Here is a 25795-nt window from a genome sequence, read left to right as displayed (position 1 = left end):
TTGCTTGATCATTATTATTCCGGCCATGCAATTCATTACCCTCGCCGAACTTTTCCTCCCGACAGCCTATTATGCAGGAAGCCTGCGTAATAGATCGGAAGCTGCAGGCTTTGTTTGAACACTTTTGGAGAAGCTGCCCGCTTAAATACCTCTTTGCCAGGTATGGTGTTTGCCTCGATGATCCATATATGGGACTGACGATCAATCCCGAAATCAAGTCCAAGCTCGACCAGCCGTTTTTGATAGGATCGTTCTAATTGTACGGCAATTTCAAAGGCTAGCTCCCGAAGCTTTTGCTCAAGCCTTAATGCCCGCGTATGGCCGAATTGCCGTGATAAGAAAGAGATAATTTCCTTCGCACTGCCTTCAGTAGCTAAATTTGAAGTAATGTTACCCGCTTTCCCTAAACGTACGCCCATCCCGGTCAGATACCATTGTCCAAGTGCATTTTTCTGAATGAGCACGCGAATATCGTAGACTCTGTTCGCAGCATCGGTTATATCTACCCATTTTTGAACAAGATAATTTCTATTGCTGCGCAGCTGTACAAGCTTCCCATGCAATCCCTCATTAGATAAGTGGATCCGCTTCCTCTTATTTTCCTCTATCACATATTTGCCGTTCATATAGGACAGCTTCAATATGCCTTTTCCTTTATGGGTGCCAAGCGGTTTAATAATGACTTTTTTATACTTTTGCAGCATCGTATGCACGGCTTGATTACGGTTTAACAGCAGAGTAGGGATGAGATAGGGACGGAGCCTGCTATTTACCGCGAGTTTCTTATGAATGTTCCATTTATCACTCTCCAGCCAATCCCCTGCAAAAGGAATGCCTGTGGTTTCTTTCACTTGTCTGGCTTCCCGGAGCATTCGGCCGCTGTAGATGCCGCGATCATAGATGATAGCAGGATACGGGGAACTTGGCTCATAGCGCCATTGATTGTTCTCATATACCCATCCGGCAATGGTTCGATATCTCTGATTGACATGGTCGGGCTTAAACAATAATAACTTGTCAAATCCGGCTGCCCGAATGGCCTTGGCCTGCCATTTAAAAACTCCCCTGTTCATCCGATCCCACATGATTCCGAGAGTTGCCATAAATAAAGCCTCCCCTCCTTGATTTCATTTCAGTGTATGAATGAATGAGGAAAAGGACACAAGGCCCAATTATGATCAACCAAGTAACACTGCAGAACACGAATAATAGACTAATGCATAGCATGATTTTTTATGGAAGGAAAGTATCCTAACCATGATCAAGATTCGCAGTCGATCCTCTCTGCCGTCCGATACGGTCCTGGTCGCCCCTTCATTTCTGGTGAAAAATAATTTAACTCGGAATCAAAGTCTTCTTCTCCAATTCGGCATTACGACCATTCCAATCAAATTGACGATCTCGGAGAAGGTGCCGCAAGGCCAAATGCTCGTCTCTGGTGCATGCATGAACAAATTAAAGATACCGGCAGAAGGACAATTTCAAGTCCGCAAGGATGGAAATACGCTGATCATAGGTCCTTATATCGGCATTCTTGTTGATAAGTTAAAAGGCAAGCTGCCCTTTCAGAATTTGCTCCATTACACGAAGATATACGGTCACATAAACGGCGCACTGCTAGCTTTTTCCCCTAAAGATGTTAATCTTCGGACGAGGACGATTCGCGGGTTTATGTATTCGCCTGTAAAGAAGATGTGGATATCCGGTCAATACCGATATCCCTCGTCCATATTCAATAAATCGCTGACCGGTAATCCATTAATGAGCCATTTTCAACACAATCTTGGGAAAACCATATTTAATGACTTTCGGCTGGATAAATGGAGCATGCACAAGCTTCTCTCCCGGAACGTAAGCGTCAGAACCCAGCTGCCCAGAACCATTCTGTATCAGAGGCCGCAGGATATTTCCCGTATGTTTGAACACAGTGAAGAGTTATATATGAAACCGGTCCAAGGATCCTTTGGGAGTCATATTCTCAAATTGTCCAAACAAAATAATAAAATAACGGTTACGCATAAAGGCTCGTTGAAGAAGGTTTTTTACAGCTTGCAGGAGCTGGGCCAATTTCTTCAGAAACAAACCCATCATTCCGGCTATTTGATTCAAGAAAGAATAAAGCTGGTCTCCTCCAAGGAGCGTCTAATCGATTTCCGGTTAATCCTGGTGAGAGACGGGCATGGGAAATGGAAGCGGATGGGGATTATCTCAAAGCTTGGACCTCGGAGATCGATCGTAAGCAACATATCCGCAGGCGGAACGGCAATGGAAGGCAAACGAACGCTTCGAAGGATCCTGCATAGGGGAGAAGCTGAAGCTAATGCCATCTGCGGTAGAATGGAAAAGATTGCTCGAACTATTGCTAAGCAGCTAGTGTCATCGGGCTATCATGCGGCTAATTTGGGCTTTGACTTTGCTCTGGATACACAGAACAAATTATGGATTATCGAGGTTAATCATAATGATCCCAATCCTACCATCGCTTTGGACGCAGGGGAGAAGCAAATGTTCCACCAAACGATTAAAGCGAATATGCTGTACGCAAAAAAACTAGCCGGCTTCGGCATAAGCCATCCATCGAAAGGAAGGCAGTCATAATGGCTATGTATGTTAAAAAACTGGATCATGCAGAGAAAGACAGTTTACTCGTAAACCAAGCTTTTTTGCGGAAGTTCGGCGTTCGGCCATCAACCGTCAAGGTGCATTTCGGAGGTTGGAGCAGGCAGCTAAAGGTGAGAGTATCTCAAAACCTGTCAAGCGATACGATCGGTATTTCATCGCAATCGCTGGAAGGGTATAGCCTTCCTCCTTTGAAATATAAAATATTGGTCAAGGGAAATAACGTCCACATCGGTCCGGTACTGGGCATAGTCGCATTCAAACCAGGGGCTGATATTACCGTAGAGAAAGTAAAGAATTACAATGATTATTTACGTCCCTATTCTTCTATACAGGGCTTAATCTATGTTTGCCGGGCGGACGATATTTCTTTGCAAGCGAGGAAGATTCGAGGGTACTATTATTCTCCAAATGGCACGAAATCGAATTGGACCCTTGGTACTTTCCCGTTTCCATCCGCTTTATATAGAAGAGCAGCGCTAAACCCGCCTGCCTACAAAGCTCTCAAACGGGTGCTTGGCAAGCGTCTGTTTAATGGTTATTTCTTGGGCGACCACTTTAATAAGTGGAAACTATGGAAGTGGCTTTCCCCTCATCCGGCGATCCGCAAGCATTTGCCCCATACAAGAAAGCTGCAGAGCCGCAAAGATCTGGATGACCTGTTATCCCGCTATAGCGCCGTTTATCTGAAACCCACTATGGAATCCATGGCCAGGGGGATTATTAAAGCGGTTCGTTCGGGTGACGGCTATCAGTTCATTTACCCCGAAAATAATAAAAAGGCTCGCGCATATAGAATTGTACATGTTGGGACCAAGGAGGTAGCTCGTTTTCTAGCGACTCTCCTTCGAGAACAACAGTATATCGTGCAGCAAGGGATAGAAATGAAACGAAAAGACAGCAGAGGCATCGACTTTAGGGTCATTATGCAGAAAAACGAACAGCTTCAGTGGTCCTGTACGGGTGTCATCGCAAGGTTCGGCAAGAAAAACGGCATTGTTACGAACTTTACCTCTGCCGGCTTTGCAAGCAAAGGTTTGAATGCGCTGCAAGGCACGTATGGCTATAGCCGAAATCAGTCGCTGCTGACGCAGCAACGAATGATCGATATTTGCACCAAGGCCTGCAAAATATTTGATGCCAAGGGCGGAAATTATGCCGATATTGGCGTCGATGTGATGGTGGATAAGAACGGTCATATTTATGTTTTGGAAGTGAACATTTTACCCGATCATCATCTGGCATTGTATGCAAAGCAAAGAGACCTATATCTTAAGCAGGTTGCTAAGCCATTGCTTTACGCCAACGCGCTCTCCGGCTTCAAAACCTCTAATTAAAGCGATGCTAATAGACTAAAAGTAGCCGCTGCTGTTGCAAATTACTCACTTCACTCTAAAAGTGCGAGGTCCCCACTTCTTGACAAGAATAAGCGCCGTCACGAAGTAAACGATCGTTATGGCAACTGTGGCGATCGCGAGTGCCGCGGCATCGGCTTCCAAGATGAGGGCCAATACGAAGGCCATGGAAACGGCAAAGTTTACGACAAAGAAAAAAGGATTTTTCATATTTAGCTCGGTCGAATAAGGCTGCAGCATGTAATACAGGAATAGATGATGGATGGAGAAAAACACGGCCAGCGCTAACAAGCAGATCAATGTCAGAAGCAATTCTTCTGACGGTACTCCCCCGGCAGTCAGGGCAAAGCCGGTCAATGCGGCTCCAAGCAAGGCGGCAAGTGCTAGGTTATACCCACAGATGCGGTACAGCCGCTCTCGGAAATGACGTTCGGCGGCATTTCGGTAGAAGCTGTAACGCATAAGGCTGAGATCGCAGTTATAGAAAATAGCTTTGCACGCTTTTTCTCCAATGGACATGAAGTTCATGACCCAAATCAACCAAGGAAGTCCCGTGCTCCATTTTGCGGACAGGGAGGAGGCCTTGTCCGGATCGATGACAGCGAATGCTATGCCGATTACCCCTAAAGCGCCAATAATCGCCATTCTGTTCCACAGAGGTCGTAAGAGGAGACTGCGATGCCTTGCGAAAAACAACGCATTCAGATACGCATAACCCTCCCGGCTCTTATATGGGGCTGTCTGCCCGACCATAGATGTATAGTCGATGTCCTTTGACTCCACTTGCTTTTTATTTGCTTCCACGAACATACGGCCAATATCGAGCAGCGGATCATCCCTTTTTGTCGCAGCATCCACTGCCGTTCGATAATCGGGATATCGTTTTAACTGCATCGCAGCTATCGCGCCAAGCACTGCAATGACCAACGTAACGGGCCACAAGAGCAGCAACTCACCGCTCGTTGGCGTCCAATTTAGCAAAAGAGGCAAATAAGCAGATCCGTAACCAATTCCAATCGCAAGCCAAACAACCGCGTTATTTTTGATGAGTACGATTCCGGTTTTCTGAAACAGTATGAGATGAACATATTCGCAAAATACCCGCCAAAGCGTGACCGACACGGCCAGCGCCACCCCCTGAAGAATCGGGACATTCAGAAAGGAGGTGAAGAGCAGCATAGCCGGAAGATAGTAGATAAAATAAGAGCAATAACGATAGCCCAGCAACGCTTGCATATAGGCTGCAGGCTTCATCCGCATGAGCTTTACGGCAATGTACTTCTCTCGTTTCGTCTCGAGCACCGTGACGCTGGCGACACCCGCCGCCACAAAGCTAAGCAGCAAGAAGATATGCAGAAACAGCGAAAGCTGATCCTCCTGTGACAGGGTCCCGCTCATTGCGACGGCCGGCAAGTAAACCATCAGCCCTAGAAAAGCCAGCTTGGATACGAAGCCCCAAATGACGTGAAGAAGGAACGCGATGACAGCAATTGCTCTTTTTCCTTCTAGATTGGCATATTGCGTGTCTTTGATTGTTCTGCCGACCAAAGGCAGCTTCTGAGCGTAATAAATTAGTCGATTGACGGCTGAGGAAGTCCGAATGGAAAACAGCGTGTTAAATGTTCTCAGCATGATTTTCATCCTTTAACAATGAAATAATGCTTTGTTCGAACTCCGCGCTATGCAGCAAATCGGCCGGTACGGCGGACAATTGACCGTTGTTCAGCACGACAATCTCATCGCATAAATCGGCGGCCAACTGCAAAATGTGGGTAGAGAAAATGAGGATATGATCGCTTTTCATTTCGCGCAGCATATTTTTCATCTCGTGTGCCACGATCACGTCAAAGGAGGTCAGCGGTTCGTCAAGCAGAATGACCGGCGGTTTCGAGATGAGAAAAAGCAGCATTTGAATTTTGTTTTTCATGCCATGCGAATAGTTTTTAATAAGCCGGTGACGATCCTCCTGCGACATGCTCATCTTATCGAAGTAAGCGTCAATATTGGAGCCCGGACGCTTGTCACGGTTAATATCGAGGTAGAACTTGATGAATTCATAACCGGTTAGAAATTCGGGCAATATCGGCAGCGAATACACGTAACCGATATCCTCCTCGACCAATTTCCTCTTGCCGCCATCGTCATTCAACCACGCATGTCCGCCATCGATTTTGGTTTCGCCGCTTAAGCAATTAAACAATGTCGTTTTCCCTGCGCCGTTGCGGCCCAGCAGTCCGTATATTTTACCTTTCTGAAAATGGAACCCTGCGCCCTGGAGCACTTTCTTATCCCCAAAGCTTTTCGTCATTCCTTGTAGGATCAATTCCATGCCTGTGAACCTCATTTCTTTCATACTTAGAATATGGTTACTCGTCTACTACGCAATTGTGACCAGACCGTTGCGGAGATTCCTAATTCATTCTAATTTAACCTGAAAAGCCGCCGAATCCTCGCGGATTCGACGGCTTTCTGCTGTTCATAAGAGGTTTATTCAGTTTGAGGCATTCTTAAAAATAATTGCCGTTTTTTGCTGGCCAGGTACTCAATAGAGGCGTTCAACTGCTCCGACACAAAACGCACCGTTGAAGTGTTGTTTTTTTGCAATAGGGGAGCGTCGTACGTGAAGGATTGCTGACTTTAGTGGTGTTAAATCTGTAATGTCATTAAAGTTCAAATAAATTTCTGTTAGATTGACAGCATACTCCAGTCCTCGCAGGTCCTTAATGTTCTTGTGATTTGCAGTTAAAACGGTAAGGGATTGCATATCCGCTTGGGTAAGCGGTTCGTCGTTTGTTTTACCCAAAGACGATCTAACGACTTTCTCGAGATTGGCGTCATAAAAGGTTGGCTCCTCGCTACCTGCTAAGCCGAAATTAGTTAGATATAGGCATTGAAAAACGAGGAGAACAGATTATGATGAAGAGGTAGCTAGAATCAGGGAGGGGTCAAGGGAATGAGTCAATATGATGCAGGTTCTCTGTTGAAAGCGGTTACGGACAGAATGATTCCTAAGGATGATTGGCAGTCAGCGAGTGAAGCGGGCGTTTTAACCTATTTGGAGCAATATGCCGCGACAGGTGCAGCAGATTGGACGAAGGTTATTGAAACGGGACTCCACTCGTTGCAAGAGGAAGCATTATCGCTACATGAGAAGCCGTTTTCCGATTTGTCGGCCGATGAGCAGGATCAACTGCTAAAGGAAGCGGAGCTCGATGCCTTCCGGGACTGGCCTGTTTCGTCAAAGCTATTTTTCGATACGTTATTGAATCTAACTGCAGAAGGTTATTATGGTAGTCCGGAAGCGGGAGGTAATAGAGAAGGACAGTCATGGGATATGATAGGCTTTCGTCCCGGCCCCGCGGCGGGAACGGCTGCGCCGGCCCCTGAAGCCGATTTTCCGCAAAAATCGCTTGAGCAGCTGAGGGACCGGTATGATGCTGTCGTGATCGGAGCAGGAGCAGGGGGATCGGTAGCAGCGGCTGTCCTGGCAGAAGCGGGAATGCAGGTGCTTGTCGTCGAGCGCGGCAGCTGGCTGCGTTACGATCAGGTTGGCAGGGATCACCTTCGGAATCACCGCATTAGCAAATATGGACATAACACGGGACCGGATCTGGAAGGCAACCCCCGCACGATTGCACTCGCCAATGGCGGCGAGCGGATTACGCTGCCTATTGATGGCGATTATCACAATAATGCGATGACGGTTGGGGGAGGAACCCGCGTTTACGGGGCGCAGGCGTGGCGTTTTCATCCGGAAGATTTCCGCATGGCAAGCCGTTACGGAGTGCCAGAAGGAAGCTCGCTTAGCGACTGGCCGATTCGTTATGAAGATCTTGAACCTTATTACGAGCGCGCGGAATGGGAGGTTGGCGTATCCGGGGACGGAAGCGCCCATCCTGGGAGAGGCAAGCGGCAAAATGCTTATCCCATGCCCGCTATGCCTATGACGCTGGAAGCTGAACGGTTAGCCGGCGCTGCCCAAAAGCTGGGCTGGCATTCTGGTGCGGTACCGCTTCTTATCAACTCCGTTGAAAGGGATGGCCGGCAGGCTTGCGGCAGGTGCGGCCAATGCGTCGGATTTGCTTGTCCGACGAATAGCAAAAACGGCGGGCATAACACGATGCTGGTAAGAGCGTTGGCTACGGGTAATTGCGATCTGATCTGCGATACGATCGTCGAGCACATCGACACCGAAGGAGGAAAGCATGCGACCGGAGTCCGCCTCGTGCAGCAATCGAAGGGTTCGGTCCATCGGCGGCAAATACGGGCAGGGCAGACGATCGTTGCTGCGGGAGCAATCGAAAGCGCGCGGCTCCTTCTTCATTCCGCAAGCGATTCGGAGCCGGACGGAATTGGCAACCGGCACGGCCAGGTCGGAAGAAACCTGCAGGGTCATGTTTATTCCGGCGCTTATGGGCTTTTTGACGAGGTGGTTCAGGACGGCCTTGGTCCAGGGGTCAGCATAGCGACTTTCAGCGCTGAACATAGCAATAAGGGAATTATCGGCGGAGGGCTGCTCGCTAACGAGTTTACCCGGCTGCCTCTTATCCATTGGTATCGGGCGCTTTCGCCGAACGCGGCAAGATGGGGGATTAAAGGCAAAGAAACGATGAGAGATACCTTCTTGCGCACGAGCCAAATACAAGGCCCGATTCAAGAGATTCCAAACGCCGAGTCCAGGGTGCAGCTGTCGAAGTCGGTTAAGGACCGTTTTGGCATGCCGGTTGCTTACCTTTCCGGCAGCGTGCATCCCGAGTCCCTGCGAGCTGCGGCTTTGCTTGGAGAGCAAGCGGAAAAGTGGCTGTGGGCTGCCGGAGCACGCGAAGTTTGGCAAACGAGGCCCGGCGGAGGGTTAAGCGCAGGACAACATCAGGCGGGTACACTGCGCATGGGGAACGATCCTGCGACATCCGTCACCGATCCATTTGGACGAGTGCACGGATACGACAATCTATGGGTGAGTGATGGATCCGTTCACGTGACCAACGGAGGCGTTAACCCGGTGCTGACGATTATGGCCTTGGCTTTCCGTACCGCGGATAACCTGGTGAAACTGTAACAATGAATAAAAAGCTGCGTTAGACGCGGGATTGAGGGCTGCAACAGGTCAGAAGTAAATGACCTGCTGCAGCCCTTTTTCAATTGATCTTTAATAACTGGACCAAGGTCGAGACGATTCCTTCACCGGAGGCCGGTTAAATATCCATTCGTTTCCAATAAAATAAAGGGATCCAGTGTAATCCGTGCTGATGAAGTTCATGGGGGGGAGCCGCTTGCGTGTGTGGAGACGGGTTTGGAAAATTGCGCTTTACTTTCTTGTTTTGCTGTTAACTCTAATAGGGGTTGGATCGCTCTATCAATGGTATGGTTCAGCGCAAGACGCGAGGTCTTATAAGCCGGTCGGCAAGCTGTATGACGTCGCCGGGAATAAGATGCATCTGTACGTTGGGGGACAAGGGGACACAACCGTCGTGTTCGCTTCCGGATGGGGAACGCCGAATCCGTACGCCGATTTTTCTCCGCTGTATAAAGGGCTGGAGCCGCATGTCAAAGTCGCCGTATATGATCGGTTTGGTTACGGCTTCAGCGATACAACGGACAGGAAAAGGGATATCGATACGATTACAAACGAGATTCACGAGCTGCTTCGCGCCGCGAATCTGAAGCCGCCTTATATATTTGTTGGCCATTCGCTAGGCTCTCTTGAAACCATTCGATATGCGCAGCAGTATCCAGGCGAAGTAAAGGGGATTCTGCTGATCGAAGGCGGAAGTCCGGAATATTATGCAAGGCAAGATGGTTATACGGTCATTTCGTACGGTTATCGGGCGCTTCGAAACATAGGCGCGTTACGGGCGTTATTTCAAGTAAATGGCTTCTCCGAATGGGCGAACGATCAAAGCAACGGACTACGCTTGCTCCCCGGCGACCTGAAGGCGCTGAGCAACAAAGCTATGCTGCTCAAGGCGGGGAACCGGAATATGACGGACGAAATTCGTCAAAGCCGCGCCAATGCCAAGATTATTCTCGCTGATAAGAAGCCGCTGGACATCCCTTTGACTGTCTTGACGGCGGACTATTTCGGCAAGCTTGGCAAGGATAAAGCCTGGGAGAATAGCCAAGCAGCACTACCCTCATGGTCCCGATCCGGCAAACAAATCATTGTTCCAAGCAGCTCCCATTACATTCACAGCTACCAACCAGGCGCAGTGGTGCGTGAATTGTTGAAGCTGTCCGAGCTGAAGGTGCCCGTTAATTGATCTGAGGTTGGCATTAAATTCGAGGGAAACTGCGCTTGAACGCGGGGATGGGGGTTGTGACAGCAGCCGGGAGGCAGGCTGTTGCAGCCTCTTTTTTGATTTGACTTGCGATTCACCGAAACCCAGCGTCAGTCGACAGTCAGTGAATCATCAGTCGACACTCTTCGAGCTCCTTGTATAATTTATGTATAAGGTATTTCTACATATGGTGGTGATAGCAATTCTGTATATTCTTGCTTTTTTGTTGTCTTTTGTTACGGTACTCGTATTAATTCCTCCATTCAGTAGCCTTGCGTTTAGAATCGATTTTGTGGACAAGCCTAGAAAAGATGTTGAGCGTAAGCTGCACCGGAAGCCTATTCCGCTTACGGCTGGTTATGCTATATTTATCGGTTTCTTTGTCGCTTACTTGGTCGTGGTTCGGGATTTCTCCATGCAAACAGGGGCGATTTTTCTAGGCGGAATATTGCTGCTGGCGATAGGCACGGTTGATGACTGGTATAAGACAAAAGGAAAAGACTTTCCTGCTCTGCCCAAACTGATCGTTCAGCTGTCGGCTGCTGTATTGGTTTACGCCGCAGGCGTCGTGTTTACCGGCTTCGTTAATCCGTTTTCCGGTGAATATGTTGAGCTTCCTGTCATTTTGCAATTTATTCTAACCACGCTTTGGATCTTTGGCGTGACGACGGTCATTAACTTCTCAGATGGATTGGATGGACTGGCGGGCGGGCTGTCTGCAATATCTGCAATGACCTTGTTCATTGTGGCATTAGCGATGGGGCAGTCGAACTCCGCTAATATGGCTATTATTTTAGTAGGTATAACTTTAGCGTATTTAAAATTCAACAAACCTCCTGCCAAAATATTTATGGGTGATGCGGGAGCCACTTTCCTTGGATTTATGCTGGCTGTCATTTCATTGGATGGTGCCTTCAAGCAAGCAACGGTTCTCTCTATTCTTATTCCGATTCTTGCATTAGGCGTTCCGATATTCGACAACCTGTATGTAATGCTCAAACGATTTCTGCAAGGAAAAGCGATTTACCAAGCCGACGCGAGTCAGGCTCATTACCGATTGCTGCGGGCGGGGTTAAATCATAAGCAGGCTCTAATGGTGCTGTGCTTAATGGGCACATGCATGGGCTTGTCCTCTATTATACTTATGCTGGTGCAAATTTAAGAATTAGGAAAAGGGTCAGGACAATTTCGGATTCCTGACCCTTTTAACCGCTATTTAATTCGGCGATCGATTCGTCGTTTTGTATTTATTCCCCTTGCTGTCATAGGTGACCCATTCACCAACGGGCTCGCCCTTCTCAAAATACCCCGAACGCTTTATGGTTCCATCGACACGATACCATTCCCAATAGCCTTCCGGCTGATCGTCAAGCATTTTTCCCTTTGACCATAATGTTTTCCCGTTTGCGTGGTACTTGATGGTGTAGCCGTCTATCACTTCAAATTTCTTCTCTTTGACACCGTTCTGGTGTATCAAGTCGCATTTTTCATTCTCCATGACTTTCCTCCGTTTTTTTTAAAAATTATATTACATCATGATAACCGCTGGTCGGCAGTCACCTGTTGTCATTCATTTATTGCACCTCAAAATGAACCGATAAAACATCTTTCTCATAAAGTCAGCTCGCAGTCTGAATAAAGTTACCTCTTAGACGTGGAGTAGGAGTGAAAGTTGCTAGGGAATGGCCGCCAGTATTTTGGTCTTCATAAAAATAAAACGGGCGCTCATCCAGGCGCCCGTTCCGTTTCTCTTGTCTAGCGTTGCAGTACTCTGGCTATAATGGTGGCAAATTCGGCTCTGGTAATATCTTGAGAAGGGCGGAATGTGCCATCAGCATATCCTGTGACGATCTTGTTGGATGTCAGAGCGTTAATATACGTGTATGACCAGGAGTCTGCCTGGACATCCGAGAATGAAACGGCAGCACTGCCGCTTAGTTCGAATGCTCTGGCAACCAGTGCGGCCATTTCTTCCCGGTTAAGCCGGTCATCCGGCCGGAATGTGCCGTCAGCATAACCGGTCATGAGTCCTGACTTCTCTGCAGCTCCGATGTAGCCTGCAGCCCAGTGCCCGGCAGGCACATCGGTAAAACCGCCCGTTTGCGGCTTCAGGCCAAGCTGAGTTGCCAGCACCTTCACGGCTTCGGCGCGGGTAGTGCCGAGGTCTGGACGGAAGGTATTATCCGGGAACCCGGACAGCAATCCCTTCTTGATCAGGTAGTCGATGCTATCCTTCGCCCAGTGTCCTTTCGTATCGGCAAACGAGATTACCTCTGGCGACGGCTCATTGTCATCTGGAATGGACGGTCCGTTACCCGGTGTAGACGGTCCGTTACCTGGCATGGATGGCCCATTGCCTGGATTTGCCGGTCCGTTGTCATCCGGCTGATAGCTCAGCGCCGGAGCAAAGGTTGTAACGCTGCGAGCCAAGGTCTGCTGCTCCAGTGCGTAGCCCATTCCCAGAATGTTTGCATCATCCCATGCCTTGCCCACAAGCTGCATGGAAATGGAATAGCCGTTTGGATTTGTGCCTACAGGCACGACAACAGTTGGCAGTCCAACATTAGATGTCAGTACTCCGGTAGCTCTGTCCGAGCTCAACTGAGAGGCGGCGCTGTCGTTGTTGTACATATCACTAATAAATCCTGGATACACGACGCTGTCTACATCGTACTTGTCCATCCAATCTGCGATAATTTTCTTGTAGTTCGTTCTGTAATTAATGTAGTCCTGTACTTGGCTTTCTGTCATTCGCGGACGCACCTGCAAGCTTCCTTGATTGTATAAAAGTAACTTAGGCGAGGCGAGCAGCTCGTCGCCGCTGGCATAAGGGAAGTCTTTATGCAGTTCGATGTAGCGCGCCCAGCCTTCGGAACCGGCATTTCCTGCGGGTCTTGTTCCTCCCCCGGGAGGTGCGCTTATTTCAACCATGGTAGCTCCTGCTTCCACGAGATCTTCAAAATGTTTCTTCACGGCTTCCCCTGTGCCGTCATCGGCGTAAGAGGAAACGAATGAAGATGGGATATACCCGATACGCTTGCCTTTCAGGGCATTGCGATCGAGAGCTGCCGTCCAGTCGCTAGGCCTTTTCTCATCTGCTTCCTGTGTCAGCATATCCAGCGGATCGGTGCCGGTTGTTGCATTAAGCAAATAGGATAGGTCGGTAATGGTGCGGGCAATAGGGCCTGCATAGTCCTGTCCCCATGTCAGCGGCATCACGCCGCGCGTGCTTGCCATGCCGTCCGTGCCGCGGAAAGTCGTCAGACTAGCGCCTGTTGACGGTGCGTACAGCGATACGCCGGTTTGCGTACCCATGGCTGCTGCCGCAAAGCTTGTCGCAACGGATACTGCGGGACCGCCGCTGGATCCAAACGAGGTTTTGGACGGATAGAGCGCATTCCAGGTCTGCATCCAGCCGCTTTCGCTGAAGCTGCCGCTGTTGGCAAATTCCGAAGTATTTGTTTTGCCGATAATGACGGCTCCTGCTTCTCTCAGCTTCTGAATCTGGTAAGCGTCCGTTTTGGGCTGCCAGCCCTCAAGTGCTTTGGACCCGCCGGTGGTCGGCATATCCTTGGTGTCATAGATATCCTTGACAGCAATTGGGATACCAAGCAATTGGCCTGTCTTCCCCTCTTTGCGAGCCTGATCCGCTGCCTTGGCTTGCTGGATAGCCGTTTCAGAGACGTGGAGGAAGGAATGGAAGCCTAACTGTCCGAAATCATACGCTTTAATACGATCCAGATATGCCTTTGTGATGGCTTCGGAGGTAGTGATGCCTTTCTCCATATCATCCTGCATTTGTTCAATGCTTTTGTTAATCACATCGTAAGGGGAGGTTGTTACCATAGGCGGTACTGCCGGAGCGGCCGGAATGTCAAGGCGGGTAACATCCGCGCAAGCAGCAGAATCAAAACCAGTCAGATTGGATAAGTCCCAGTTGCTTAGCGTACATACCTGTGCTGGAGTCAGCTCCGCAAAATCGGGATTCTCCGCCAGTTGATCCAGCGAATCAGCCGTTTGGGTTAGTCCGGCTTCGCCTGTTTCACCAGCCAGCACATATCTGGCTAGCGATTTGGTGTGGCCAGGCTCAATCGTCAAGCGATGGATAAAGCCGTAGAAGTTGGCGTCATTGCCCGAAGTGGCAAGCGGGGTAGTGAAAGGATCCTTTTGCTGGTTGCCGGTACCTTGCAGTGCTCCTTCAAACGGAGCAGGAGAACCAAGAACGACGCCGATCGGGCGGTCCGTTGCTCTCGCATTGCCTATCAGTGCCCATGAATCGTCGGTAGCAATGGAAGAGTCTCCGCTAGAGGTCATTTTGACAGCACCGTAATTTTCACCAGTGCCATAGCCGAGCGATCCGCCGAAAGATACATTGACCGTAACGGGCGAAGCGGTCGTATTGGTAAAGGTGTCGAAAAATCTTGTTCTGTTGTTTGTGCTGTCAAAGTAAATATCCCGGGTAATAAGTACATCGCCCAGATTAACGGATTGAGTAGTGGCAAATGTGTCATTGCCGTCGAATACTAGTCCAAAGCCTCGCATCATTTGGCTGTTCATCCGAGGTGCCGGCGTGGTGGATACTTGTACGAAAATATTGCCGAAGCCCTGTGCGGGAGTAGCGCTCGCTCTGCGAATGCTGCCTGAATCGAGGTTAGGCGCGAAGGAGTCGTGGAATTCCCATTCCGTACCGCTTTTAGATGTCAGCTTAGTTAACGCATATGCGCTATTAGACGGGGTTAATCCTGCAATGACAATGGAAAGAGCGAGGATTGCTGCAAATGTCGACTTTTTGCTCTTGGTGCGCTTAACAGCCGGTAAGGCGGGTATATCTGTAGCGGATTGGCCTTTATTGAGCTTTAAAATGTTTTTGAGCTTATACAAAATGCTTCAACTCCTTCTAGTAAACATGTTAGAGATTCTATCATTACGTTAATATAGCGTCAAGTATTATAGTAGTAAATGTTAGATATAGTAACATATAACTTGAAAAAAATGATAGTGTTTGACGATATATGTGGGGGATGGGTCGAAGAGCTGATCTCGTATTAAGATTTTGTGAATTTTATGTAAACAATTATTACATAATTTTCTGCTAGAGATATTTCAAATCTTCCAAATGGTCAGGGGGCGAGATTTTGCCTCGGATAATTGGCTTGACCCTTCCTTGGCGAAAGACAATCTATAAATAGTTAAACGCGAATTCCGGTAATTTATTGCCGGGATTCGCGTCTTATTTCCTTCTGCTCAGTAACTGTTCCAGATAATTGTTTTCTCGACCGGTATTCGTGAGGTTGGACGACCAGGGGCCGGCTCTTTGCCAATCGTAATCAGCATGACAGGAATATATCGGGACGGAACGTTGAACGCTTCAATAAAAGCATCGGTGTTAAATCCGCCCATGGGGCATGTAGCAAGCCCCTTCGCCTTTGCGGCGAGCATGAGCTGCATGGCCGCCAGTGAAGCGTTGCGGATGGCTTCATCACGAGCATAGGCTGGTGTCTCCGAGTATGCCTCGTTGATTTGGCTGATCAAGCCGGATTTGACATCTTCCCTCAATAATCCAGCTTCCACATCCGGTCCAAAGACGTCTTCCGCGTTCAGATTGGCTTGAAGATCACCTAATACGGCTACGACGACGGAAGCCTCTATAACTTGCTTTTGCCCATAGGCGATGGGGAGAAGCTTCTCTTTGGCAGACTGGTCATGGATGCAGAGATACTTCCAATGTTGAAGATTCCAGGCGGACGGTGCGCGGCTCGCAATCTCCAGCAGCTCAATGATCTCTTGCTCGCTTAGCTTGTGCGAAGCGTCGTAATGCTTAATAGAATGGCGCTCCCGAACGATGGTATAGAAATCCGTAATGGTTGTTAATGACATGTATGTTCAGCTCCCTCAATTATTCACTTGGTTCGTTTTATTGCGGCCTAGTCTATTTGTGCCGATAACCCCGGCTATAATCAGCACAGAGCCGATCAGGTGATAGATTGTTACTTCCTCCCCAAGAAAGAGCGCACCGGCTGTCATAGAGACGATGGTAGAGAGGTTCGCGAATACGCTCATTCTTGACGCTTCCATTCTGGACAGGATGTAGTTTGACGTTAATGCCGTGACCAGCGAGGATACTACACCCAAGAAGAGAATGGATACAATAAAGGTGCCGCTCGCGAGAGGAGCGAATATATGATGAAGTGTTCCTGCAGACGCATGGCTGGTGAACGTGGTGATTGTAAAAAAGACAAAGCCAATGCCCATCATCAAATAGGTGATTTCCGCCGGACTGAACTGCTTCGACAGCGAGCGGGCCAAAGTGGTATATCCGGCAAAAGCGACGCATGTGAGCAATAACAACGAGATTCCGAGCAGGTTGGACAGATCGATGCTGCTGCCTTTCATGACGAAGATAAACACGACGCCAAACACCGATAGAAAGATCGACAGCTTCTGTAATACGGTTGTTGCCTCTTTCAAAAAAATAGAAGCAATGATCAGCGTTACGACCGGAGTGAACGCGTACAGGATGCCTCCCTCCGCCGAAGTGGCATGCTGCAGACCATACCCTTGAAGGGTGAAGAACCCAAGCGGGTACATGGTTGCCAGCAGCATCACTTTGTAGAGCGGCTTGCCGCGGTACGAAAGCTTAACCCAGCCAAAAGCTACAGGGACGGACATGAGCAGAAACGATAGAGCAAAGCGGAAGGTCAGCGTGTCGAGCGGGCTGGCATAATCGAGTACAAGCTTGGCAAACAAAAAAGATAAACCGATAATGACCGCGTTAAGCACGGCAAAGAAATAGGGAAGCCTCATTTCCTTTTGACTCATGTTGCATCATCCTCTCCAACTAAACGGCAGCGTGTTCGCGAACGTCCGTTGTTTTGAGAATAGGTTATATGAGAAGCGCGAACAACGTCATTTTACCTGAACTGTATCGATACAGTTGGGCCGGAGGGAATAGGAGGACAGAATGAAAAAGTACTTTTCGATATTATCCGATATGGAGGAGAAGATCCGGCAGGGTGTATACCATCCTGGTCAAAAGCTGCCTTCTGTCCGCAGTGCCGCGGAAATGTACGGCTGCAGCATCAGCACGATTACGAGAGCCTATGCAGAGCTGGAGAAGCGTCACGCGATCTATTCGGTCCCGCAAAGCGGCTTTTATGTGGTTGTGAAGCCGGGGGATTGGCGCGATAACCGGGACAGCGAAATGATCTATTTCGCTACGGTATTGCCGGACTTGGACGCATTTCCTTATCTGGATTTTCAGCATTGCCTCAATAAAGCAATAGATATTTACAAGTACGATCTGTTTACCTATGGCGATCCGCTGGGACTCGAGTCCTTTCGCCACACGCTAGTGTCTCATTTGGCCAATGACCAGGTGTTCACCAAAGCCGAGCGGATCATTGTTACCTCGGGAGCACAGCAGGCTCTGGAAATAGTAGCGAAGATGCCGTTTCCGAATGGCAGAGATGCGGTGTTGGTGGAGCAGCCGAGCTATGACCGGTATTTGCGGTTTCTGGAGACGGAACGCACACCCGTGTATGGCATCGCCCGTACGGCGGCGGGTATAGATTTGCGGGAATTGGAGCGGTGGTTCAAGAGCGGCAAGATCAAATTCTTTTACACAATGTCGAGATATCATAATCCGCTGGGCACCTCCTATAGCGCGGAAGAGCGAAGGTCTATTGCGAAGCTGGCCGCCAAATACGATGTATTTATCCTGGAAGACGATTATATGGCTGATTTGGGCTCAGACCGGCAAAACGATCCGATTTATGCCAGCGATGGGGGAGAGCATGTCATTTATGTAAAGAGCTTCTCCAAAATCATTTTCCCGGGCCTGAGAGTAGGCGCGGTCGTGTTGCCGGAGCGGCTGCTGAAAACTTTTTACGCGTACAAAATATATCCTGACACGTCGCTGCTCTCCCAGGCGGCCCTTGAAGTGTACATCAAGAATGGCATGTATGAGCGGCATAAGCATAAGATAGGCAGCATGTACGCATCCCGGATGCAGGCTTTGAATGAGTCGGTGGCCCGTTACAATGAGCCAGGGCTAATGGAAGTGCCCGATATCCCATCAGGCATCTATACGCATTTTAAGCTTAAGCCGACCGTTAATGTCGATCGTCTCCTCAAGCGGCTTGCCGATAGGAATATTAGTGTCGTGCCCGGCAAAGGGTTCTACTTAAGCCATTATCTGGAACGGGAGAAGTTCCTACGGATCAGCATCTCTCAGACGCGGCCTGAGCAAATTGACCAAGGGGTCAAGGTCATCGTGGAGGAAGTACGGAAAGGAAGCTGAAGAAGAAATAATCTCCGCCAAGCGGGTGGTCCTTATCATGCAAAGGGAGCACTGCCGGGGCTGATCCGCAGGCCCTTCGTATAGGGGAGGAGCAAAGCAGGCGCTAACGCAAGGAGGCCGCCCTATCAGGTTGATGATGGGACGGTCTCTTTTGTCTGGCTGAAGCCGCCTGCGTTGGATCTGCTCCACTATAATAGCGGGGTAAAGCGCAGGAGTTACACTCACGTTGGATTTGCTCCATTTAAATGAACCGATTTCGGCCCCGGGAGAGTGATTCTGGTGATTATACTGGATGACTTCCAACGTAGCTTGCCTTTTGTGTTTTTACGATGGTACAAAAGACCAGCCTTCCATCTAGCTATAATGGATTTTTTGCAACAAATGCAAAAAATCGGCAACTTCCTTCATTCATGCTGTCCTGGCCAATTGATAGGATGAGGAAAAGGAGGGTTAGCCATGAAATTTCGTACCGATCTCACTTTGGAGAACCACAAGGTTATTTTGCTGCCTCTGCAGTCCGGACATGTAAAGGAGCTGGCCCAATTGCTCAGCGATCCGAGGGTTTGGGAGCTGACTTGGCGGAAAAACATCACGGAGCAAGCGATTGAATTAGCGCTTGAATCCGCATTGGCAAGCAGAGAAGCGGGAACTCAGCTTCCCTTCGTAATTATCGATAAAGCCAGCGGTCGTGCGGCGGGGACGACGCGGCTTGGCGATTTGGACGTGCCCAATCGAAATGTTGAAATCGGCTGGACATGGCTTTCTCCGGATTTCTGGGGAAGGGGAATCAATCCGGCCTGCAAGCTTCTTCTCCTCCAGTACGGCTTCGAAGAACTGGGTGTGCTCCGGGTCCAATTCTCCGCCAGCGGCAGCAATGTGCGATCGCAAAGAGCATTGGAAAAAATCGGGGCAGTGAGGGAAGGTGTGCTTCGCCGGCATCGAGTCGATGCAACTGACGGCGGTACGGTTCATGATAATGTTTTCTATAGCATTCTGGACAGGGAGTGGCCTCTCGTGAAGGAGCGTCTGCTTCAGGAGATAGATGCCTAAATTTAATATAATGAATATATTTTATTTTGACATATTAGATTTAAGAGTAATATATTGGATCTAGTTGGTATGAATGGCATCCAGCTGACTAAATCATAGGGAGTGAACGCATGATGGATATATCCCATATTCAGCCCGATTGGAAAGTAGAGAAGATCGAGATTGCAACTCTTACGGGCGAGCGCGCTAGAAGCGCGGGCTCAAACGGCAGGCTTGGAGATCACGGTAAAAGCTGCTCGGTTCGTATCGCGCGAATAACGATTGATGGCATGGCGGGCTTTGGCCACACGGGATCATTGACCGAAGAATTGGCGGAGTCCGTTATTGGCATGAGGCTCGTGGATCTATTCGACGAGAGCGGCAGAGTGCTTGAACCGTACCGAATTCCGCTTGAATATCCGATTCTGGACTGGCTTGGCCGCAGACAGAATACACCTGTATATGAATTAGTATCCGCTGTCGATCGCAAGCCGGGTTCACCGCTTATTGTTCCTTGCTATGATACCTCGCTTTATTTCGATGACCTGCATTTGCAGAATGAGCGGGATGCGGTGGCGCTGCTGAAAGAGGAGGCTGAGCAGGGCTACTCCAAAGGTCATCGGCATTTCAAGATTAAGGTCGGCCGCGGCGGCAGGCACATGCCGTTATGGGAGGGGATGAAGCGGGATATCGCAATCATTCATGGTGTCGCTGAGGTTGCCGGACCGGAGGGGCGGATCATGATTGATGCCAACAACGCCTATAACTTGAATCTGACCAAAGAGGTGTTGGCAGCTGCCTCGGATGTGAATCTGTACTGGATTGAGGAGGCCTTCCACGAAGATGATGCCTTGTATGCCGACTTGAAAGCATGGCTCCGTGAGCGTGGGCAAAACGTACTGATTGCCGACGGAGAGGGGCTTGCGTCTCCTCATCTCGTCAATTGGGCTAAAAAAGGCTTTGTCGACGTGCTGCAATACGACATAATTTATCCGGGCTTTACCCATTGGCTGGAGCTTGGCGCGCAGCTCGACCAGGCGGGACTGCGTTCGGCACCGCACTGTTATGGCAACGCTTACGGCATCTTTGCACTTGGCCATATTGCGAGTGCGATTAAGAACTTCGAGTTCGTCGAATACGACGATATCGCCATCGAAGGCATGGATACATCCGCCTATCGGGTAGAGAATGGTTTGTTTCACGTCCCTGATAAGGCTGGCTTTGGTCTCGATTTTGACGAGGAGCTGTTTGCAAGACGGGTGCTGGCAAACGGCTGGAGCCGCTAAAGCCGCCAAATACATGCAAGAATACATCGCTTGTCGGGTGAATGCCCCGGGCGGTGTATTTTTTATTTTCCCGATGCCGGTGCGGGCGGAATTTCACTCTAAACTACGGTTGAAAGGTGTGTTTTCTACGGTGTCTGGCCTGAAGATGGCCGTGCTATAATGAACCGGCGCGAGAACAAATATCCGAAAGGAGCCAACAAAAAATGCAATCAACTGCTAATAAGATGGTGTCTGCCGTTTGTCTTTGCCTGGCGATCATCCTGCTGACCGCGATGCCGGTATCTGCTCAGGCACCAACTATTGAAAGCGCTTCCGAAATATCCTCCGCATCTAACTCTCCATTCGCCGATGTGTTGCTGGATACCGTAGAACCGGAGCAATATGGCAAGCTGGAAATCACGTTTAACCTGGATGCTGTCTACGACAATACATTTGATCCGGACGCTCTTTCCAAGTTCGCGGATGCCGCCTCGATAGCCGGTTACGCACTTGATTTTAGTAACTAGTTATTTAGCAGAATAGGGCTAAACAAACAAAGGTGCAGGAGTCCCTGCATCTTTGTTTATGTCTAGCACGCTGACGGGTACCGGGCAAGAGGGTGGAGCCGCTAACGGTGATTAATGGTATGATATTGAGCGGGAAATACGATAAGAATTAACAGGCGGGGATACTTATGAAATTAGAGCGATTAATCTCCATTATCTACAAGCTGCTGAATAACGACGTTCTGCCGGCCTCCGCGCTGGCCGAAGAGTTCCAGGTGTCTCAAAGAACGATCTATCGGGATATCGACGTCATCTGTGCGGCGGGCTTTCCGGTCGTGTCGTATCAGGGGAACAAAGGCGGCTTTGGCATGATGGACGGCTTTAAAATGGATAAAAGCCTGCTCGGATCGTATGATGTTCATTCCTTGATCACCGTACTAAAGGGACTTTCCAGCGTCTTCGAAGATGAACGTGCGCAGGGGACAATCGAGAGACTGCAAACGATTGGGGCGGAGCAGCAGACTTCCAGCCTGGCGGTTGATTTTGAAACCCGACGTATGGACCCCGAAGTGCTTCCGTTAATACGAACGGCTATTTCGGAGCGGAAGGTTATCCGGTTTGATTACATCAATGGGAAGAATGAGCGAACAACCCGCGAAATGGAACCGATCAGGCTGCTTTTTAAATACGGCAACTGGTATATGTACGGCTATTGCCGGACGCGCTGCGATTACCGGGAGTTTCGTCTATCCCGAATGGTCGAGTTAAGCCAAACGGAGCATATCTTTGAGCTGCATCAGGAGGTACCGATAGAGGCTGCTGTTTCATATGGGTCAGGGCAGGATCAGGTGGAGAATGTTGTGCTCCGAGTGGCACCGGAGGCTTTGGCGGAGGCGATGGATCAGTTCGGACGAGTCGAGAAAACCTTTCACGCCGATGGAAGCATGACGATGCGGATCCCGGTGTATAAGCCGCTTGAAGCCAGCTGGCTGTGGGCGATTCTGCTTGGTTTCGGCAGTGGCGCGGAAGTGCTGGAGCCCCGCGGGTTGCGGAGCATTATGAAGGAGCAGCTTCAAGAAGCTCTTAAACTTTATGAGTAGTATGACACACTGTTGTCATACTACTTTTTTTATACTGGGAACATACCAATTAAAAGGAGTCGATATTCATGACGAATTATCCAGTAGAAATGTATAACTATCACGCTTGGGCGAGCCAAACGATCCTCGGGAGATTGAAGGAGCTGCCGCCTGCCGTGCTGCATCAGGAAGTGAACAGCTCGTTCCGGGCGATCGCCGATGCTCTTAGTCATATTTATATGGTTGATAAAACGTGGTACTTGGTGTTATCGGGCACCGATATGGGAGAGGCGCTGCAGGAATGTATGCCTTTAGCCGGGCGTGTACTGGAAACGGCAGAGGATTACGTTAATCTCTTTGCCGAGTTATCCGAACAGTTCAGAGAGTGGTTCCGAAATGCGCCTGATTTGGAGCGCACAATTATCCTTAACAATCCGTATGCCGGAATCCGCGAGACACGCCTATCGGAAATCGTGCTTCAGGTAGTGAATCACGGAACCTATCACAGAGGCAATATTTCCACCATGATGCGTCAACTGGGTTATGCCTCCACCATGAATGATTATGCGTTGTATTGGTATCAGGAACCTGCAGCATCTATTTCATAGTTTCTTTCATCGAAATCGAAGATCGCATGTCTATCTGAGCTATTTGGCTTGGATCCGGGCGGTCTTTCGTTTCGTTTTGCACTAGAATGATGACATTTCCTTTTTTGCGTCCCGTCTCCACATATCGGTGAGCTTCGGCTGCCTGTTCCAAGGAATAGCGTCGATCAATGACCGGTTTTATTTTTTCCGCTTCAAACAGATCTTTGAGAAAGGCTAGATTTTCTTTATTCTGCCTTAGGCCCGCCGCGGTGAATATCGCTTTTTTGCTGCCGGACTTTGAGGTACGCAGCATGGACATCATCGTTCCCGGACTAGGGACAGTGGAGAGGTAAATCCCTCTTGGTGTTAGCGATCCTTTGCACTGCGAGAAGGAACGCTTGCCCACCGCATCAAAAATAACATCGTACATCTGATCACCCCGGGCAAAGTCCTCTTGGTGATAATCGATAACCTTATCGGCCCCCAAGGCTTTCACCCCTTCAAAATTACTGGTACTGCACACACCGGTTACTTCTGCACCGTAGTATCTGGCAAGCTGCACAGCATATGCACCAACTGCTCCGGAAGCGCCGTTAATCAAGATTTTTTGCCCCGGCTGCAGGTTGGCCTTGTCTCTCAGGAAAATTAATGCCGTTAATGCCCCGTCGCAAAGGCCTGCGGCTTCTTCATAAGCAGCATTGCGAGGTTTAAAAAACACCGGTTGATCTTCGGGCAAGCATACGTATTCGGCATAAGCGCCGAAGCGATGTGGACTTATTCCAAATACCTGATCCCCTGTCTTGAATAGCTTTACGTCTTGGCCGACCAGATCGATTTCACCGGCAAATTCTACGCCTAATATCGGGAATTTGGGACTTCGCAGTCCATAGAGAAAACGGATAAAGAAAGGATCTGCTCTTCGGAAGGCGCAATCGGAGGGAGTGGCAACGGCTGCATGTATTTTTATCCGTACTTCATGGCTGTGAGGGACAGGTTGATCGACTTCTTTAAGCTGAAGAATCTCCGGCGTTCCGTACTTTGCGCATAAGATTGCTTTAATAAAAATTCCTCCCCGGGGTGTTTTTACCAAGTTTATGAATAATGTAAACAAAAGTATTCTTTATGTCAAATAAACTTTACACTACGGAGTCAATGATTGCTGATTCAACAGTCGGCTATCGTCTATTACTATTTATAGCTAAATAGTTAATTGCAGAGAGAATTAGTTCTCATTAAGATGGAAATGACTTACTAGAGGAGGAATGGATTTCATTGCGGGTACTAGTATCTCAGGGAAGGGGTAAGAGATGACAATTACCGAAGAAAAGAAGAATTGGAAGAGAGATATTATCCTCTTCTTGAGTAGTCAGACGATCTCGTTGTTTGGTTCTGCCTTAGTACAGTACGCCATTATGTGGTATGTAACGCTTAGTACAAAATCAGGTCTTATGATGACGCTGTTTATCGTGTGCGGCTTCATTCCTACCTTTCTTTTATCGCCGTTTGCCGGTGTGTGGGCGGATCGATTTAACCGAAAATATTTGATTATGATAGCAGACTCTATGATTGCGCTCGTTACACTGCTTCTCGCTATTCTATTTCTGTCGGGTTATGACGAGCCGTGGCTGATGTTTGTCATATGCGCGGTCCGGGCGCTGGGTGCAGGTATTCAAACGCCGGCCGTGGGAGCGATATTGCCGCAGATTGTGCCGGAGGATAAGCTGACGAAGGTTAACGGCATAAACGGAACGCTCCAGGCGTTAATGATGTTTGTTGCCCCTATTCTCAGCGCGACGCTGCTTACCATGGCAACAATCGAAGTTATTTTCTTCATAGACGTCATTACTGCGGTTGTTGCGATTTCAACGTTGTTTTTCTTTTTGCGAATACCTTTGCATCAGAAAGCGTCTGATCAGCAAACGACAAGTTATATGGACGACTTCAAGCAGGGTTTAGCCTACATTAAGAACCACAGCTTTCTGAAAACCTTCTTTAGTTTCTTCGCCATATTCTTTGTGTTGATGGCGCCGGCCGCGTTCTTGACGCCGCTGCAGGTTACGAGAAGCTTCGGAGATGATTATTGGCGGCTGACTGCGATTGAGATTGCCTTTTCGGTCGGTATGATGGCTGGTGGAGCCGTCATCGCATCATGGGGCGGCTTCCGCAACAAAATCTATACGATGACGTTTGCTAACCTGATTATGGGCGTCTGTACGTTACTCCTGGGAGTAATACCGGTATTCTGGATTTACCTCTTTGTTATGGCGGTATTTGGCGTTGCTATGCCTATGGCGAATACGCCTACAACCGTTATGCTTCAGGAAAAGGTGGATCCGAATTATATGGGCCGGATCTTTGGCGTGTTTGGCATGATATCGACCTCGATGATGCCCATTGGCATGCTCATCTTTGGCCCGCTTGCGGATGTCATCGCGATTGAATGGCTGCTCGTTGGCACCGGTTTGTTAATCCTTGTCTTAACTATGTTCTTTGTTGGCAACAAACGATTGCTTGAAGCGGGCAAGTCGGTGTTACAAGCGGAACAGTAGCTCGGTTAGACGGAATATGAAGATGACTCCTGTGCGATACAGGGGTCATCTTTTTTTATTTATTTGAAAGCTTAATATCATTAATATAACATTAAATGTTAACTTAATGATATAAATTAATATTTAAACGGGATGATGAGCAGGAAGTTGTGGCGCATTTTATCGAATTATGTCCTAAATTCCCTAATTAGTGAGACGAATTTCCTCACTTTTCAATTTTAATGTCATG

The 25795-nt window shown here is 48.8% G+C and carries 21 protein-coding genes; 12 read left to right on the top strand and 9 right to left on the bottom strand.

The features are described 5' to 3' along the window. Nucleotides 1–35 precede the first annotated feature (35 nt). Entirely contained in the window at nucleotides 36–1103 is a 1068-nt protein-coding gene (locus BM200_RS19715) for a YheC/YheD family endospore coat-associated protein (protein WP_091188357.1), read from the bottom strand. A gap of 154 nt (nucleotides 1104–1257) precedes the next feature. On the opposite strand from BM200_RS19715, the gene BM200_RS19710 reads away from it, so the two are divergent. Further along, nucleotides 1258–2598 carry a YheC/YheD family endospore coat-associated protein gene (locus tag BM200_RS19710; protein ID WP_091188356.1) on the top strand — a complete coding sequence of 447 codons (1341 nt, stop codon included), beginning with the start codon at nucleotides 1258–1260 and terminating at the stop codon, nucleotides 2596–2598. A gap of 212 nt (nucleotides 2599–2810) precedes the next feature. Then, nucleotides 2811–3956, top strand: coding sequence for a YheC/YheD family endospore coat-associated protein (locus tag BM200_RS19705; RefSeq protein WP_217649576.1), 1146 nt, complete (start codon nucleotides 2811–2813; stop codon nucleotides 3954–3956). A gap of 45 nt (nucleotides 3957–4001) precedes the next feature. Here the strand turns inward: BM200_RS19705 and BM200_RS19700 are convergent, their stop codons facing one another. From BM200_RS19700 to BM200_RS30750, 3 genes are all read right to left on the bottom strand, one after another. Beyond that, nucleotides 4002–5606 carry a hypothetical protein gene (locus BM200_RS19700; RefSeq protein ID WP_091188354.1) on the bottom strand — a complete coding sequence of 535 codons (1605 nt, stop codon included), beginning with the start codon at nucleotides 5604–5606 and terminating at the stop codon, nucleotides 4002–4004. After that, nucleotides 5590–6303, bottom strand: coding sequence for an ABC transporter ATP-binding protein (locus tag BM200_RS19695; RefSeq protein ID WP_091188353.1), 714 nt, complete (start codon nucleotides 6301–6303; stop codon nucleotides 5590–5592). Before BM200_RS19695 ends, BM200_RS19700 begins: the two co-directional genes overlap by 17 nt. Nucleotides 6304–6516: 213 nt before the next feature. Next, on the bottom strand, nucleotides 6517–6738 hold the full coding sequence (locus BM200_RS30750; protein WP_342716451.1) for a leucine-rich repeat domain-containing protein: 222 nt from the start codon (nucleotides 6736–6738) through the stop codon (nucleotides 6517–6519). A gap of 189 nt (nucleotides 6739–6927) precedes the next feature. Here BM200_RS30750 and BM200_RS19690 point away from each other — a divergent pair, with 189 nt between their 5' ends. The 3 genes from BM200_RS19690 to BM200_RS19680 all read left to right on the top strand — a co-directional run bounded on the left by BM200_RS19690 (nucleotide 6928) and on the right by BM200_RS19680 (nucleotide 11414). Further along, a complete protein-coding gene (locus BM200_RS19690; protein WP_091188352.1) occupies nucleotides 6928–9033 on the top strand; it encodes a GMC family oxidoreductase in 2106 nt (701 codons plus the stop codon). Nucleotides 9034–9253: 220 nt separating this feature from the next. Then, complete coding sequence (locus BM200_RS19685) at nucleotides 9254–10234, top strand: alpha/beta hydrolase (RefSeq protein WP_091188669.1); 981 nt, start codon at nucleotides 9254–9256, stop codon at nucleotides 10232–10234. 205 nt (nucleotides 10235–10439) lie between these two features. Further along, entirely contained in the window at nucleotides 10440–11414 is a 975-nt protein-coding gene (locus tag BM200_RS19680) for an MraY family glycosyltransferase (protein ID WP_175532931.1), read from the top strand. 54 nt (nucleotides 11415–11468) lie between these two features. Here BM200_RS19680 and BM200_RS19675 read toward each other — a convergent pair whose 3' ends face one another. From BM200_RS19675 to BM200_RS19660, 4 genes are all read right to left on the bottom strand, one after another. Next, nucleotides 11469–11750 (bottom strand): toxin-antitoxin system YwqK family antitoxin, encoded by a 282-nt coding sequence (locus BM200_RS19675; protein ID WP_091188351.1) that lies wholly within the window; start codon nucleotides 11748–11750, stop codon nucleotides 11469–11471. A 257-nt stretch (nucleotides 11751–12007) separates the two neighbouring features. Beyond that, nucleotides 12008–15133, bottom strand: a complete 3126-nt coding sequence (locus tag BM200_RS19670) for an amidase family protein (RefSeq protein WP_245773098.1) — start codon at nucleotides 15131–15133, stop codon at nucleotides 12008–12010. A 363-nt stretch (nucleotides 15134–15496) separates the two neighbouring features. Beyond that, nucleotides 15497–16129: a nitroreductase family protein gene (locus BM200_RS19665; protein ID WP_091188350.1), complete on the bottom strand. Its 633-nt coding sequence runs from the start codon at nucleotides 16127–16129 to the stop codon at nucleotides 15497–15499. A 15-nt stretch (nucleotides 16130–16144) separates the two neighbouring features. Beyond that, the gene (locus BM200_RS19660; RefSeq protein ID WP_091188349.1) at nucleotides 16145–17071 is read right to left on the bottom strand and encodes a DMT family transporter; all 927 of its coding nucleotides are present in this window, start codon (nucleotides 17069–17071) and stop codon (nucleotides 16145–16147) included. A 142-nt stretch (nucleotides 17072–17213) separates the two neighbouring features. Between BM200_RS19660 and BM200_RS19655 the strand changes: the two genes are divergently transcribed. The 6 genes from BM200_RS19655 to BM200_RS19630 all read left to right on the top strand — a co-directional run bounded on the left by BM200_RS19655 (nucleotide 17214) and on the right by BM200_RS19630 (nucleotide 23038). Continuing rightward, nucleotides 17214–18551 (top strand): aminotransferase-like domain-containing protein, encoded by a 1338-nt coding sequence (locus BM200_RS19655; protein WP_091188348.1) that lies wholly within the window; start codon nucleotides 17214–17216, stop codon nucleotides 18549–18551. A gap of 456 nt (nucleotides 18552–19007) precedes the next feature. Then, nucleotides 19008–19601, top strand: coding sequence for a GNAT family N-acetyltransferase (locus BM200_RS19650; RefSeq protein WP_091188347.1), 594 nt, complete (start codon nucleotides 19008–19010; stop codon nucleotides 19599–19601). Between the two features lie 110 nt (nucleotides 19602–19711). Then, a complete protein-coding gene (locus tag BM200_RS19645) occupies nucleotides 19712–20866 on the top strand; it encodes an enolase C-terminal domain-like protein (protein ID WP_245773097.1) in 1155 nt (384 codons plus the stop codon). 203 nt (nucleotides 20867–21069) lie between these two features. After that, nucleotides 21070–21372 carry a hypothetical protein gene (locus tag BM200_RS19640; RefSeq protein ID WP_091188345.1) on the top strand — a complete coding sequence of 101 codons (303 nt, stop codon included), beginning with the start codon at nucleotides 21070–21072 and terminating at the stop codon, nucleotides 21370–21372. Nucleotides 21373–21539: 167 nt separating this feature from the next. After that, a complete protein-coding gene (locus tag BM200_RS19635; protein ID WP_091188344.1) occupies nucleotides 21540–22451 on the top strand; it encodes a helix-turn-helix transcriptional regulator in 912 nt (303 codons plus the stop codon). Between the two features lie 68 nt (nucleotides 22452–22519). Further along, the gene (locus tag BM200_RS19630) at nucleotides 22520–23038 is read left to right on the top strand and encodes a DinB family protein (RefSeq protein WP_091188343.1); all 519 of its coding nucleotides are present in this window, start codon (nucleotides 22520–22522) and stop codon (nucleotides 23036–23038) included. On the opposite strand, the gene BM200_RS19625 is transcribed toward BM200_RS19630, so the two are convergent. Continuing rightward, on the bottom strand, nucleotides 23028–24077 hold the full coding sequence (locus tag BM200_RS19625; protein ID WP_091188666.1) for an NAD(P)-dependent alcohol dehydrogenase: 1050 nt from the start codon (nucleotides 24075–24077) through the stop codon (nucleotides 23028–23030). The genes BM200_RS19630 and BM200_RS19625 overlap by 11 nt on opposite strands. Nucleotides 24078–24324: 247 nt before the next feature. Between BM200_RS19625 and BM200_RS19620 the strand changes: the two genes are divergently transcribed. Beyond that, complete coding sequence (locus tag BM200_RS19620; RefSeq protein ID WP_091188342.1) at nucleotides 24325–25566, top strand: MFS transporter; 1242 nt, start codon at nucleotides 24325–24327, stop codon at nucleotides 25564–25566. Nucleotides 25567–25795 lie beyond the last annotated feature (229 nt).

Origin of the sequence: Paenibacillus catalpae (assembly GCF_900112695.1) — a bacterium.
Taxonomy (GTDB): domain Bacteria; phylum Bacillota; class Bacilli; order Paenibacillales; family Paenibacillaceae; genus Pristimantibacillus; species Pristimantibacillus catalpae.
This window is presented reverse-complemented; position numbering and strand designations above follow the sequence as displayed.